Source organism: Streptomyces sp. NPDC058773 (assembly GCF_042746015.1).
Lineage (GTDB): Bacteria > Actinomycetota > Actinomycetes > Streptomycetales > Streptomycetaceae > Streptomyces.
Map to the genome: position 1 here is coordinate 1 of NZ_JBHYPE010000041.1, position 14063 is coordinate 14063.

The window sequence follows — 14063 nt, forward strand, 5'->3', positions numbered from 1 at the left end:
CGGTTACATTCCGAACCCGGAAGCTAAGCCTTTCAGCGCCGATGGTACTGCAGGGGGGACCCTGTGGGAGAGTAGGACGCCGCCGAACAAATTTTGCGAAAGCCCCTTGGGAACGAAAGTTCCCGAGGGGCTTTTTGGCGTTTGCGGTGATCTTGGGACCCGCGGCACGGCGTGGCCGGCGGGGCAGGTAAGGTCAGGGGGCATCAGTCGGTACATTTCCCACAGGAGGCTTCCGCGTGGAGGTCCAGGAGACGCGGGTCCAGACGGATCGCGTCCTCACCATCCCGAATATCCTGAGCATGGCTCGCCTCCTCGGCGTGCCGTTGTTCCTGTGGTTGATCCTGTGGCCGGTATTCGGTGGTCCGAAGGCCGACGGCTGGGCGTTGCTGGTCCTCGCGCTGAGTGGTGTCAGCGACTATCTGGACGGCAAGCTCGCCCGGCGCTGGAACCAGATCAGCCGGCTGGGCCGCATCCTCGACCCGGCCGCCGACCGCCTCTACATCCTCTCCACTCTCGTCGGTCTGACCTGGCGCGAGATCCTGCCGGTCTGGTTGACCGCGGCCCTGCTGGCACGGGAACTGATGCTGCTGATCGCGATCGGATTCCTCGGACGCCACGGTTACGGGCCGCCCCAGGTGAACTTCCTGGGCAAAGCGGCTACGTTCAACTTGATGTACGCCTTCCCGTTGCTCCTCCTGAGCAGCGGAAGCAGCTGGCTTCACACACTCGCTACGGTTTTCGGATGGGCGTTCGCAGGATGGGGTACAGCGCTCTACTGGTGGGCAGGAATCCTCTACGTGGTCCAGGTCCGCCGGCTCATCAAAGCGGACACCACGGCCGACTGAGCTTTCCGGACCGGCAGCTGGTGCCAAGGCCCGGCGCCCGTACGCGATAGCAGGAACAGTGGGCGATCTGGACAGGTGAAGTCGGCAAGACCGTCGTCTCTTAGAGGAGGACGCTTCCGACATGAAGGCCGTTGTGATGGCCGGTGGCGAAGGAACACGCCTTCGCCCCATGACGTCCAGCATGCCCAAGCCCCTGCTCCCGGTCGTCAACCGGCCGATCATGGAGCATGTGCTCAGGCTGCTGAAGCGGCATGGTCTCAATGAGACCGTCGTGACCGTGCAATTCCTTGCCTCCCTCGTCAAGAACTATTTCGGCGACGGAGAAGAGCTCGGAATGGAGCTCACCTACGCCAACGAGGAAAAGCCGCTCGGTACCGCAGGCAGCGTGAAAAATGCCGAGGAAGCCCTCAAGGATGACGCCTTCCTGGTCATCTCCGGTGACGCCCTCACCGACTTCGACCTGACGGATCTGATCCGCTTCCACAAGGAAAAAGGCGCCCTGGTCACCGTCTGCCTCACGCGGGTCCCCAATCCGCTCGAGTTCGGCATCACCATCGTCGACGAGTCCGGCAGGGTCGAACGCTTCCTGGAAAAGCCCACCTGGGGTCAGGTCTTCTCGGACACCGTCAACACCGGCATCTACGTCATGGAGCCGGAGGTCTTCGACTATTTCGAGCCCGATGTGTCGGTCGACTGGTCCGGTGATGTCTTTCCCCAGCTCATGAAGGAAGGCAAGCCGATCTACGGCTATATCGCCGAGGGCTACTGGGAAGACGTCGGTACCCACGAGAGCTATGTGAAGGCCCAGGCCGATGTGCTCGAAGGCAAGGTCGATGTCGAAATCGACGGATTCGAGATCTCGCCGGGCGTCTGGGTCGCGGAGGGCGCCGAGGTCCATTCCGACGCGGTACTGCGCGGGCCGTTGTACATCGGCGACTACGCCAAGATCGAGGCCGGTGTGGAGCTGCGTGAGCACACCGTCGTCGGCTCCAATGTCGTCGTCAAGAGCGGTGCGTTCCTGCACCGGGCCGTGGTGCACGACAACGTCTACATCGGGCAGCAGAGCAATCTGCGGGGCTGTGTCATCGGCAAGAACACCGACGTCATGCGGGCCGCCCGGCTCGAAGACGGCGCCGTCATCGGTGATGAATGCCTGATCGGTGAAGAATCGATCGTCCAGGGGAATGTGCGGGTCTATCCGTTCAAGACCATCGAGGCCGGCGCGTTCGTCAATACGTCGGTGATCTGGGAGTCCCGCGGCCAGGCGCATCTGTTCGGCGCCCGCGGAGTGTCCGGCATCCTCAACGTCGAGATCACACCGGAACTCGCGGTGCGGCTCGCGGGCGCGTACGCCACCACGCTCAAGAAGGGCTCCACGGTCACCACCGCGCGCGACCACTCCCGTGGTGCCCGCGCGCTCAAGCGTGCCGTGATCTCCGCGCTACAGGCCAGCGCCATCGACGTACGGGACCTGGAGAACGTCCCGCTGCCTGTCGCCCGCCAGCAGACCGCACGGGGCAGCGCCGGCGGGATCATGGTCCGAACGACGCCCGGTGTGCCGGACTCCGTGGACATCATGTTCTTTGACGAGCGGGGCGCCGACCTCTCGCAGGCCGGGCAGCGCAAGCTCGACCGCGTCTTCGCCCGCCAGGAGTACCGTCGTGCCTTCCCCGGCGAGATCGGCGATCTGATCTTCCCGGCCAGCGTCTTCGACTCCTATACGGGGTCCCTGCTGCGGGCCGTGGACACCACGGGCATCGGCGATTCCGGACTGAAGGTCGTCGTGGACGCCTCCAACGGCAGCGCGGGCCTGGTCCTGCCCAGCCTGCTGGGACGGCTCGGTGTCGACTCGCTGACCATCAACCCGGGGCTCGACGAATCCCGGCCGACCGAGACCGCCGACGCCCGGCGCGCCGGACTGGTCCGGCTCGGCGAGATCGTGGCCTCGGCGCGGGCGGCCTTCGGCGTGCGCTTCGACCCCGTCGGCGAGCGGCTCTCCCTGGTGGACGAGCGCGGCCGGATCATCGAGGACGACCGTGCGCTGCTGGTCATGCTGGATCTGGTCGCTGCCGAGCGGCGTTCGGGGCGGGTGGCGCTGCCGGTGACCACGACCCGGATCGCCGAGCAGGTGGCCGCGTACCACGGGACGCAGGTGGAGTGGACGACGACCTCGCCCGACGATCTCACCCGGGTGGGCCGCGACGACGGCACGGTCTTCGGCGGGGACGGCAGGGGCGGCTTCATCATTCCGGAGTTCAGCAGCGTCTTCGACGGCGCGGCCGCGTTCGTCCGGCTGATCGGCCTGGTCGCGCGCACCCAGCTCACGCTCAGCCAGATCGACGCCCGGATTCCGCGGGCGCATGTCCAGCGCCGCGACCTGGCCACCCCCTGGGCGGTCAAGGGCCTGGTCATGCGGCATGTGGTCGAGGCCGCCGGGGACCGGAACGTGGATACCACCGACGGTGTACGGGTCGTGGAGGCCGACGGCCGCTGGGTCCTGGTGCTGCCGGACCCTGCGGAGGCGGTCACACACCTGTGGGCCGAGGGGCCGGATGACGCCTCCGCGCAGCAGCTGCTGGACGAGTGGTCCGCAGTGGTGGACAGCGCGGGACGCTGACCTGGGCCCCACCGGCGGCCGCGAATCGGCACGTCGGTGGGGCCATTGGGATGCCGCGCGGCCGACGTGCGACGATGTGCGGCATGTCGCAGCAGCGCCCCGATCGGAGCAACCCGAAACCGCCGGCCGCGCGCCCCGATGCGTCCATGTCGCTGCTGACCAACGTGATGGATCACAGCCTCGACGACGGATACGCCGAGGCCGCCGCCCGGAAGTCCGAAGCCGGGGTGCGCGGGCTGCCGCGCACGCTGCGGGCGAAGTTGGGCCTCGCGGCCGGTTTGGTGCTGGCCGCGGTCGTGGTGACGGTGGGGGCGGCGCAGGCACAGGTATCGGCACCGACGCTCGCCAAGGAGCGCGAGGAACTGATCAACCGCATCCAGAAGGGCACCGGTGAGGCGGACCGGCAGCAGAAGCGGGTCGACGCACTCCGGGACGACGTCAGCGGCATGCAGCGCGAGGCGCTGAAGAAGCACGGCGGGGACCGGGCCGAACTGCTGGCCCTGCTGTCCGGCTCGACGCAGGTCACCGGGCCCGGGGTGAAGCTCGTCGTGGACGATGCGAAGGGTGCGGCGTCCAGCGGCGGCGGTCCGCGCGAAAGCAGTGGTTTCTCGGACACCGGGCGGGTACGCGACAGGGATATGCAACGCGTCGTCAACGGCCTGTGGGCGTCCGGAGCGGAGGCCATCTCCGTCAATGGACAGCGGCTTACGTCACTCTCGGCGATCAGAGCCGCGGGAGACGCCATACTGGTCGACAACAAGCCACTGGCGCCGCCTTATACGGTGCTGGCGGTGGGGGACGGGCAGCGGCTGAGCACCGCTTTCCAGGACAGCGCCGATGGTCAGTATCTGCATGTGCTGCAGGAGAACTACGGCGTGCGCACCAGGATTTCCACGGAGAACGAGGTCAGGCTGCCGCCCGCGCCCAGCTTGATCGTACGTACCGCAAAGCCGCAGGCCGGTGCCGCCAAGGCGGACGGCGCCGACACAGGGAAGGGCACATCGTGATCGCCGTATTGGGCCTCATCGTGGGAGTCGTGGTCGGGCTGGTGGTCCGACCCGTGGTGCCGACGGTGGTCGAGCCCTACTTGCCGATCGCTGTCGTCGCGGCCCTGGACGCCGTGTTCGGTGGTCTCCGCGCCATGCTGGACGGAATCTTCGACGACAAGGTCTTCGTGGTCTCCTTCCTGTCGAATGTCGTCGTTGCCGCGCTGATCGTCTTTCTCGGCGACAAGTTGGGCGTCGGCTCCCAACTCTCCACCGGCGTCGTCGTGGTGCTGGGTATCCGGATCTTCTCCAACGCCGCCGCGATCCGCCGGCACGTCTTCAGGGCGTGAGGCGGATGACCACGGACGAGACCCCGGAGCCGGAGAAGAAGCCGCAGTCGGACGAGAAGTCCGGCAAGACGGCCGAGCCGGAGAAGAAGGCCGAGCCGGAGAAGAAGGCGGAGGAGCAGGAGCCGGACGAGGACCGCGATCCGGCCGGCCGACGGCCGATGCCGCCCGAGAGCCGGAGCACGCCCGAGCCGGCGGAGTCCGGCGACGGCGAAGACCAGGAACCGGACAGTGCTGGACACAAGCAGGGCAAAGGGGCAGACTCCTCGGCCCCGGACGTCGTTGCCGACGACGGCGGGAGCGCGGAACGCCCGAAGACCGGTCGGGAGCGGCTCGTTGCGAGTCTGTGGCCGCCGCGGCTGACCCGGGCTCAACTGATCGTTGCGCTGCTCCTGTTCATTCTCGGCCTCGGCCTGGCGATTCAGGTACGTTCCACAAGTGACAGCAGTGCGCTGAGAGGTGCGCGCCAGGAGGACTTGGTGCGCATTCTGGACGAGCTGGACAATCGCTCCCAGCGGTTGACCGACGAACAGCGGCGCCTGGAAGGGCAGAAGACCGAGCTGGAGAACAGCTCGGACCAGGCCGAGGAGGCCCGTAAACAGACCGTGGAGAAGGAACAGCAGCTGGGCGTGCTGGCCGGGACCGTCGCGGCGCGAGGGCCCGGCATCAACCTGACCATCGACGACCCGACGCACTCCGTCGAGGCGGACAAGCTGCTGGACACCATCCAGGAGCTGCGGGCGGCCGGCGCGGAGGCCATCCAGGTCAATGACGTCCGGGTGGTCGCGGACAGCTATCTCTCGGACGTCCGGGGTGGCGTGGAGATCGACGGCAAGCGCGTCATGCAGCCGTTCCGCTTCAAGGTCATCGGCAAGCCGGAGGACTTGGAGCCGGCGCTGAACATCCCCGGCGGAGTGGTCCAGACTCTGGAAAAGGAGCAGGCCAAGGTGTCTGTGGCCCGTGAGGAGAAGATCATTGTGAACGCCTTGCGAGAGGCGAAGCGGCCTGACTACGCTCGGTTGTCATCTCAGTGAGGCGTGCACGTATGTCGAGTGCCCGGGAAGGGCATGAGGTAGCGGGGGGTCGACGCACCGTGCGTGTGGTGTGTGGTGGAAACTGTCTGAAGGCCACGGACGTTCACAGGATGTCCGGATGGGTCGGTGTGTGCATCGAGGGTTCGTCCTGCCCCACGGGCGGGTCTGTTTCGTTCAAGGGGAATCGCCCGTGAAGTTGTTTGGAAAGCTGTTCGGCAAGAGCCCACGCCAGGAGGGCGGCAGCGGCTCCGCGCGGCATGCCGCTCCGCGCCAGCCCGACGAGAGCGGTGCGGCCGAGGATCGTCCGCTCTTCCGTGATGAGGTCAGCGGTCCGTCCGGGGGGTACGGCGCGGGTTCTGTTGACCCCTCCGGTGCCGGCCGCATAGGTTCCCAGGAACCATCAGCCGCACATACGGGTGGAGGGTCGGCCTTGCCGGTTTGTACGAGGTGTGGGAACCAGAACGCCGAGGCGAGCCGGTTCTGCTCCAACTGTGGTGCGCCGCTGCGTGCGGGCGCCCATCCCGAGCGGGCGTCCGAGACGACGTCGACCATCTCCATTTCGGGGCTGGAGGCCTACGACTCGGAGACGACGGGCCAGAATCTGGCGCCGTCGCTGTCGCCCGAGGCCCAGGCGGCCGTGGACGCTCTTCCGTTGGGATCGGCGCTGCTGGTCGTCCGCCGGGGGCCGAACTCCGGCAGCCGCTTCCTCCTGGACAGCGAGCTGACGACGGCCGGCCGTCATCCGCAGGGCGACATCTTCCTCGACGATGTGACGGTCTCGCGCCGTCATGTGGAATTCCGTCGCGGCTCGGACGGTCTCTTCACGGTCGCCGACGTCGGCAGCCTGAACGGCACCTACGTCAACCGTGAGCGGATCGACTCCGTCGCCCTCGCCACCGGCGACGAGGTCCAGATCGGCAAGTTCCGTCTGGTCTTCTACGCGAGCCAGCGAGGCGCCGGTATCTGACCGGCCGGGGAAGGCATATGCGCGATACACCGAAGGGCGGCGCCGGTTCTGCCGGTGCCGCCTCCTCGGACGGCAAGCCGGTCAGCATCGGCACGGTGCTCACCCAGCTGCGCGAGGAGTTTCCCGAGGTCACCATCTCCAAGATTCGCTTCCTGGAGGCGGAGGGGCTGGTCGAGCCGAAGCGCACACCTTCCGGATACCGCAAATTCACGCAGGCGGACGTCGAGCGGCTGGCCGCCGTCCTGCGGATGCAGCGGGACCACTATCTTCCGCTCAAGGTCATCCGGGAGCATCTGGACGCCCTGGAGCGCGGTGAGCAGGTGCCGCTGCCGGCCCCGGCCGCACCTCCCCGGGACCTGGTCGAGGGCGTGCCCGACCCGGGTGCGGAGCCCCCGACGGCTGCCCGTATCGGCCGGGCCGAGCTGCTGGCCGCCGCAGACGTGGACGAGGCGGCGCTCGCCGACTGGGAGTCGTACGGACTTATCGTCCCCCATGCGGACGGCGGATACGACATCGAGGCCGTCACGGTGGCCAAACTTGTCGCGGACCTGGGCCGTTTCGGTCTGGAGCCGCGGCACCTGCGCGCGGTGAAGGCGGCGGCCGAGCGCGAGGCGGGCCTGGTCGAGCAGGTCGTTGCACCCCTTCGGCGGCACCGTAACCCGCAGACCAGGGCGCATGCCGAGGCCACCGCCAGAGAGCTGGCAACCCTGTCCGTACGGCTGCACGCGGCCCTGGTGCAGAGCGCGCTGCGGGTCCGCCCGTAGCGAGCAAATGAGTGCCCGACTACCCAAACCTGCCGGGCACGTCCTAGGGTTGCTGTGTGAACGAGCTCGACGTCGTGGGTGTCCGGGTGGAAATGCCTTCCAGCCAACCGATCGTGCTCCTGCGGGAGGTGGGAGGCGATCGCTACTTGCCCATTTGGATCGGGCCAGGGGAGGCCACCGCCATCGCCTTCGCCCAGCAGGGCATGGTCCCTGCCAGGCCGCTGACGCACGACCTTTTCAAGGATGTGCTCGAAGCGGTGGGCCAGGAGCTGACGCAGGTCCGCATCACGGATCTGCGCGAGGGGGTTTTCTATGCCGAACTCGTCTTCGCGAGCGGGGTCGAGGTCAGCGCGCGCCCGTCGGACGCCATAGCGCTGGCGCTGCGCACCGGAACGCCGATCTTCGGTACCGACGGTGTGCTGGACGACGCGGGGATCGCCATCCCGGACGAGCAGGAGGACGAGGTGGAGAAGTTCCGCGAGTTCCTCGACCAGATCTCGCCCGAGGACTTCGGGACCAACAGTCAGTGATATCGGCCAGGCGAACCGCCTGATTCCGGCCAAACTCATGACCCTTTCCCCCTGCGAGGTCACGAGAAACCACTCGTAGGGTGATTATCACTCGGCGTGGCGAGCGCGGCGATCGTTGACGCACCCCGAGTGACTGCATACCGTCGATGTGGCAGGTCCCGTCCGGGACGTGGAGGACGGAGGGCGGCGTGGCAATCACCGGCGACGGTATGGCGGCGGAAGGGGCGTTGCCGCTCCACTCGAGCGCGGCAGCGAACTCTGCGTCGGCACCGGCCGCGGCGGTGTCGGGGGACTGCGAGGCTCAGAACATCGGGTATCGCGGCCCGACCGCTTGTGCGGCAGCGGGCATCACTTATCGGCAGCTCGACTACTGGGCCCGTACGGGTCTGGTGGAGCCGAGCATCCGGCCGGCCTATGGTTCCGGCACCCAGCGGCTCTACAGCTTCCGGGATGTCGTCGTCCTGAAGATCGTCAAGCGGCTGCTGGACACCGGGGTGTCACTGCAGAACATCCGCACCGCCGTCCAGCATCTGCGCGCACGGGGACTGGCGGATCTGACGCGGATGACGCTGATGAGCGACGGCGCGACGGTCTACGAGTGCACCTCGCCCGATCAGGTCGTGGACCTGCTCCAGGGCGGTCAGGGCGTCTTCGGGATCGCCGTGGGCGTGGTGTGGCGGGACGTGGAGGGCGCACTGTCACAGCTCCACGGGGAGCGGGTGGAGACCGGCGAGACCCTGATCGGGGAGAACCCGCACGACGAGCTGGCGCGGCGGCGCAACCGCGCGGTCTGAGTCCCCGGCGGAGCGCGCGGCCCGGCATCGGGCCGATTGTCAGTGGCATGGGGCAGCATCGGAGATGTGAGACCCGCGCCGACGATTCTGCATCTGGACATGGATGCGTTCTTCGCGGCCGCCGAGCAGGCGGCCAAGCCGAGCCTGCGCGGTAAGCCCGTGGTGGTCGGCGGGGTCGGCGGGCGCGGTGTGGTCTCCACGGCCTCGTACGAGGCACGGGTCTTCGGGGTCCGGTCCGCGATGCCGACGGCCCAGGCGCGGCGGCTGTGCCCCAACGCCGCCTATCTCAGTCCTCGCTTCACCCTGTACCGCCAGGTGAGTGAGGCGGTGATGGAGCTGTTGCATGCGCTGTCGCCGTTGGTGGAGCCGCTGAGCCTGGACGAGGCGTTCGTCGACCTGGAGGCGGGTGGGGTGCCGGCCGAGACGGCGGCCGTACGGTCCGTGGGGGAGCAGCTGCGGCGGGACATCCGGTCCGCGACCGGGCTGACCGGTTCGGTGGGACTGGCCGGGGCCAAGATGCTGGCGAAGATCGCGTCCGAGGCGGCCAAGCCGGACGGCCTGGTGGTGATCGAGCCGGGGACCGAACGGGAGCTGCTGGGTCCGATGACGGTGCGGACGCTGCCCGGGGTGGGGCCCGCGACGGCCGAGACGCTGCGCCGGGCCGGGATCCACACCGTCGCGGAGACCGCGGAGGCCGGCGAGGCCGAGCTGGTGCGGCTGCTGGGCAAGGCGCACGGCGCCGGGCTGTATGCCATGGCGCTGGGGCAGGACGACCGGCCCGTGGTGGCCGAGCGGGACGCGAAGTCCATCTCTGTCGAGGACACCTTCGAGGTCGATCTGACCGACCGGGCGCGGGTGCGGAGTGAGGTGCTGCGGCTGGCGGACCGGTGCGTCCAGCGGCTGCGGGCGGCCGGGCGCTCCGGGCGCACGGTGGTCATCAAGGTGCGCAACTACGACTTCTCGACGCTGACCCGCTCCGAGACGCTCCGCGGGCCCACCGACGATCCCGCGGTGATACGGGAGGCCGCGGTGCGCCTGCTGGAGACGGTGGACACCACCGGCGGGGTCCGGCTGCTGGGTGTGGGGGTCAGCGGGCTGGCGGACTTCACACAGGAGGATCTGTTCGCCCAGCTGGCGACGGAGCGGGAGGCCGAGGAAACGGCGGCAGCGGCGGCGGAGCGGGCCGCCGGGGGCACGGAGCGGCACGAGGCCGAGGAGGAGCGGCCGCGGCGCTGGTATCCGGGGCTGGACGTGGTGCATGACGAGTACGGCGCCGGCTGGGTGCAGGGCAGCGGGGTGGGGAGAGTGACCGTCCGCTTCGAAACGCCATGGTCCGCACCGGGGAGGGTGCGGACCTTCGCAGTCGAGGATCCGGCGCTGCGACCGGGGGAGCCCCTGCCGCTGGTGGGCGGGGCGCCGGCGGGCGCTCAGTCGTCCGAGCCCGCGATCTTGCCGAAGTTCGTGTCGCCGGAGCCGGGGGGCACCGGATCGGAGGTGGGGGAAGAAATATCCAGGCGGTAGTGGTGATAGAGCTGAAGTTCCTGCTCAGGGGAGAGATGGCGGCCCACGCCGAAGTCGGGTGCGTCCTTGATCAGTTTGCGGTCGTAAGGAATGTGAAGTCCCTCACCGACCATCTTGCTGGGCTCCAGGGGAACGAACGCATCCCGGCTGAAGAGTCCGGTACGCACGGCCGCCCATTCCGGCTCCCCCGTCGCATCGTCGAGGTAGACCTCGTCGATGGTGCCTATTTTCGCGCCGTTACGGTCGAACGCTTTGCGGCCGATCAGGCTTCGGGGATCGATATCGGTTTGCACGGCCCCTCCAATTGGTCGCAACTGCCCTGTGACAACTACCAAACGGCACATTTCATGCCCCGGCCACTCGAAGGAGCCTTCGAGAGCCACGCTGGTAGGCTGGCGATTGGCCGCAGACCCCGTGCGGGAGAGTCCTTGCCGTTCGCGACCAGGGCGCCGAAGGAGCAAATCCTCCCCGGAATCTCTCAGGCACACGTACCGCACGGACGAGGTCACTCTGGAAAGCAGGGCGGGCCGCGGAAGGCACAGTGCCGGGACCCCTCCTCACCGACGGTGAAAGCCGGGCCGCCATGGGCGGGCCGGTGAAGCTCTCAGGTTGAGATGACAGAGGGGGAGGCCGTCCGGGCACCCGCGCCGTGGTGCCCCTCGTAGGTCGTACGACCAGGAGGCCCCCGCAGATGACCACCAATCGCATCTCCTTGACCGAGCTGGAACGCGGCACCCCCTTCGAGCGCCGGCACATCGGTCCCGACCAGGCGGCGCAGGCCAAGATGCTCGCGCACATCGGCTTCGGGTCGCTGGACGAGCTCACCGCCACCGCCGTACCCGACGTGATCAAGAGCGTCGAGGCTCCCCCAGCTACCGCTGGGAGGGGCCCCCACGGCCTGCCGCAGGCCCGTACCGAGGCCGAGGTGCTCAAGGAGCTGCAGGGCCTGGCGGACCGCAACCAGGTTCTGTCGTCCATGATCGGCCTCGGCTACTACGGCACGTTCACCCCGCCGGTGATCTTGCGCAACGTCATGGAGAACCCGGCCTGGTACACGGCGTACACGCCCTACCAGCCGGAGATCTCGCAGGGCCGCCTGGAGGCGCTGCTGAACTTCCAGACGATGGTCGCCGACCTGACCGGACTGCCCACCTCCGGCGCTTCGCTGCTGGACGAGGGCACTGCCGCTGCCGAGGCGATGGCGCTCTCCCGCCGGGTCGGCAAGGTCAAGCAGGGCGTCTTCCTGGTCGACGCGGACTGTCTGCCGCAGACCGTCGCCGTGATCGAGACCCGGGCGGAGCCCACCGGCGTCGAGGTCGTGGTCGCGGATCTGTCCGACGGCATTCCGGCCGAGATCGCCGAGCGCGGCGTCTTCGGTGTGCTGCTGCAGTACCCGGGCGCCTCCGGTGCGGTGCGGGACCCCCGCGCGGTCATCGAGCAGGCCCATGAGCTGGGCGCGGTCGTCACCGTCGCCGCCGATCTGCTCGCCCTGACGCTGCTGACCTCGCCCGGTGAGCTGGGCGCGGACATCGCCGTCGGCACCACCCAGCGCTTCGGTGTCCCGATGGGCTTCGGCGGACCGCACGCCGGCTTCATGGCCGTCCGTGACCAGTTCGCCCGCAGTCTCCCCGGCCGTCTGGTGGGCGTTTCCGTCGACGCCGACGGCAACAAGGCCTACCGCCTGGCGCTGCAGACCCGTGAGCAGCACATCCGCCGTGAGAAGGCCACCAGCAACATCTGCACGGCGCAGGTGCTGCTCGCCGTCATGGCCGGGATGTACGCGGTCTACCACGGGCCCGAGGGCCTGCGGACCATCGCCCGGCGCACCCACCGCTACGCCGCGGTGCTCGCCGAGGGCCTGCGGGCCGGCGGTGTGGAGATTGTCCACGGCGCGTTCTTCGACACCCTGACCGCCCGGGTGCCCGGCCGGGCCGCCGAGGTCGTCGCCGCGGCCCGTGAGGCCGGTGTCAACCTCCGGCAGATCGACGCGGACCTGGTCGGCATCGCCTGTGACGAGACCACCGGGCGGGCGGAGCTGGCCGGCGTCTGGGGCGCCTTCGGGGTGACCGGCGACGTCGAGCAGCTGGACGCGGCCGCCGCCGAGGCGCTGCCGCAGGGGCTGCTGCGCCACGACGACTACCTCGCCCACCCGGTCTTCCACGACTACCGCTCCGAGACCGCGATGCTGCGCTACCTGCGCACCCTCGCCGACAAGGACTACGCGCTGGACCGCGGCATGATCCCGCTGGGCTCCTGCACGATGAAGCTGAACGCCACCACCGAGATGGAGCCGGTCACCTGGCCCGGGTTCGGTCAGGTGCACCCCTTCGCACCGGCCGAGCAGGCCGAGGGCTACCTCACGCTGATCCAGGAGCTGGAGGAGCGGCTGGCCACGGTCACCGGCTACGACAAGGTCTCCATCCAGCCGAACGCCGGATCGCAGGGCGAGCTGGCCGGTCTGCTGGCCGTCCGCGCCTACCACCGCGCCAACGGTGACGAGCAGCGCACGGTCTGCCTGATCCCGTCCTCGGCGCACGGCACCAACGCCGCCAGCGCCGTGATGGCCGGGATGAAGGTCGTCGTCGTCAAGACCGGTGAAGACGGCGAGGTCGACACCGATGATCTGCACGCCAAGATCGAGAAGCACCGTGACGAGCTCGCGGTCCTGATGGTGACCTACCCGTCCACCCACGGGGTGTTCGAGGAACACATCACCCAGATCTGCGCGGCGGTGCACGAGGCCGGCGGTCAGGTCTACGTCGACGGCGCCAACCTCAATGCGCTGGTCGGGCTCGCCGAGCCCGGCAAGTTCGGCGGCGATGTCTCGCATCTGAACCTGCACAAGACCTTCTGCATCCCGCACGGCGGCGGTGGCCCCGGTGTCGGCCCGGTCGGCGTCCGCGCCCACCTGGCGCCGTACCTGCCCAACCACCCGCTGCAGCCCACCGCGGGCCCCGAGACCGGCGTCGGGCCGATCTCCGCGGCTCCCTGGGGCTCGGCCGGCATCCTGCCGATCTCCTGGGCGTACGTCCGTCTCATGGGCGGCGAGGGCCTCAAGCGCGCCACCCAGGTGGCGGTCCTCAGCGCCAACTACATCGCCAAGCGTCTGGAGCCGCACTACCCGGTGCTCTACACCGGCCCGGGCGGTCTGGTGGCGCACGAGTGCATCATCGACGTCCGGCCGCTGACCAAGGCGACCGGCGTGAGCATCGACGACGTCGCCAAGCGGCTGATCGACTACGGCTTCCACGCGCCGACGATGTCGTTCCCCGTGGCCGGCACGTTGATGATCGAGCCGACCGAGAGCGAGGACCTCGACGAACTGGACCGGTTCTGCGACGCGATGATCGCCATCCGCGCGGAGATCGAGAAGGTCGGCTCGGGGGAGTGGGACAAGGACGACAACCCGCTGCGCAACGCTCCGCACACCGCGGGCGCGCTCGGCGGCGACTGGACGCACGGGTACAGCCGCGAGGAGGCCGTCTTCCCGGCCGGTGTCGCCGCCGCGGAGAAGTACTGGCCGCCGGTGCGCCGTATCGACGGTGCCTTCGGCGACCGTAACCTCGTCTGCTCCTGCCCGCCGCTGGACGAGTACGACAACTGAGTCACGACAGCAGCAAGGGCCCTCGGCGGATCTGCCGGGGGCCCTGTGGTTCGT

General features: G+C 68.8%; 12 protein-coding genes, 1 rRNA gene and 1 riboswitch. Of the genes, 12 read left to right on the forward strand and 1 reads right to left on the reverse strand.

The window, feature by feature from the left end; all coding sequences use genetic code 11:
• From rrf to ACFW5B_RS27800, 11 genes are all read left to right on the forward strand, one after another.
• A 5S ribosomal RNA gene (gene rrf, locus ACFW5B_RS27750) occupies positions 1 to 88 on the forward strand; the annotation flags it as partial.
• A 148-nt stretch (positions 89 to 236) separates the two neighbouring features.
• Entirely contained in the window at positions 237 to 845 is a 609-nt protein-coding gene (locus ACFW5B_RS27755; protein WP_386445128.1) for a CDP-alcohol phosphatidyltransferase family protein, read from the forward strand.
• Between the two features lie 121 nt (positions 846 to 966).
• Positions 967 to 3462 (forward strand): sugar phosphate nucleotidyltransferase, encoded by a 2496-nt coding sequence (locus ACFW5B_RS27760; RefSeq protein WP_386445131.1) that lies wholly within the window; start codon positions 967 to 969, stop codon positions 3460 to 3462.
• 74 nt (positions 3463 to 3536) lie between these two features.
• The gene (locus ACFW5B_RS27765) at positions 3537 to 4469 is read left to right on the forward strand and encodes a DUF881 domain-containing protein (RefSeq protein ID WP_386445134.1); all 933 of its coding nucleotides are present in this window, start codon (positions 3537 to 3539) and stop codon (positions 4467 to 4469) included.
• Positions 4466 to 4798 carry a small basic family protein gene (locus ACFW5B_RS27770; protein WP_042152041.1) on the forward strand — a complete coding sequence of 111 codons (333 nt, stop codon included), beginning with the start codon at positions 4466 to 4468 and terminating at the stop codon, positions 4796 to 4798. The genes ACFW5B_RS27765 and ACFW5B_RS27770 overlap by 4 nt, the downstream gene beginning before the upstream one ends.
• Positions 4799 to 4803: 5 nt before the next feature.
• The gene (locus tag ACFW5B_RS27775) at positions 4804 to 5829 is read left to right on the forward strand and encodes a DUF881 domain-containing protein (RefSeq protein ID WP_386445138.1); all 1026 of its coding nucleotides are present in this window, start codon (positions 4804 to 4806) and stop codon (positions 5827 to 5829) included.
• Positions 5830 to 5947: 118 nt separating this feature from the next.
• Positions 5948 to 6796 carry an FHA domain-containing protein gene (locus ACFW5B_RS27780; protein WP_386445141.1) on the forward strand — a complete coding sequence of 283 codons (849 nt, stop codon included), beginning with the start codon at positions 5948 to 5950 and terminating at the stop codon, positions 6794 to 6796.
• A gap of 17 nt (positions 6797 to 6813) precedes the next feature.
• Positions 6814 to 7560, forward strand: a complete 747-nt coding sequence (locus ACFW5B_RS27785) for a MerR family transcriptional regulator (RefSeq protein WP_386445144.1) — start codon at positions 6814 to 6816, stop codon at positions 7558 to 7560.
• A gap of 56 nt (positions 7561 to 7616) precedes the next feature.
• On the forward strand, positions 7617 to 8090 hold the full coding sequence (locus ACFW5B_RS27790; protein WP_006606439.1) for a bifunctional nuclease family protein: 474 nt from the start codon (positions 7617 to 7619) through the stop codon (positions 8088 to 8090).
• A 188-nt stretch (positions 8091 to 8278) separates the two neighbouring features.
• Entirely contained in the window at positions 8279 to 8884 is a 606-nt protein-coding gene (locus ACFW5B_RS27795; protein WP_386445149.1) for a MerR family transcriptional regulator, read from the forward strand.
• A gap of 66 nt (positions 8885 to 8950) precedes the next feature.
• Positions 8951 to 10405 carry a DNA polymerase IV gene (locus ACFW5B_RS27800; RefSeq protein WP_386445152.1) on the forward strand — a complete coding sequence of 485 codons (1455 nt, stop codon included), beginning with the start codon at positions 8951 to 8953 and terminating at the stop codon, positions 10403 to 10405.
• Here the strand turns inward: ACFW5B_RS27800 and ACFW5B_RS27805 are convergent.
• Complete coding sequence (locus ACFW5B_RS27805) at positions 10312 to 10698, reverse strand: PRC-barrel domain-containing protein (RefSeq protein ID WP_386445255.1); 387 nt, start codon at positions 10696 to 10698, stop codon at positions 10312 to 10314. The two genes, ACFW5B_RS27800 and ACFW5B_RS27805, sit on opposite strands and share 94 nt — an antisense overlap.
• A 114-nt stretch (positions 10699 to 10812) precedes the next feature.
• A riboswitch (glycine riboswitch) is annotated at positions 10813 to 10909 on the forward strand.
• 187 nt (positions 10910 to 11096) lie between these two features.
• On the opposite strand from ACFW5B_RS27805, the gene gcvP reads away from it, so the two are divergent.
• On the forward strand, positions 11097 to 14009 hold the full coding sequence (gcvP, locus tag ACFW5B_RS27810) for an aminomethyl-transferring glycine dehydrogenase (RefSeq protein ID WP_386445155.1): 2913 nt from the start codon (positions 11097 to 11099) through the stop codon (positions 14007 to 14009).
• Positions 14010 to 14063: the final 54 nt, after the last annotated feature.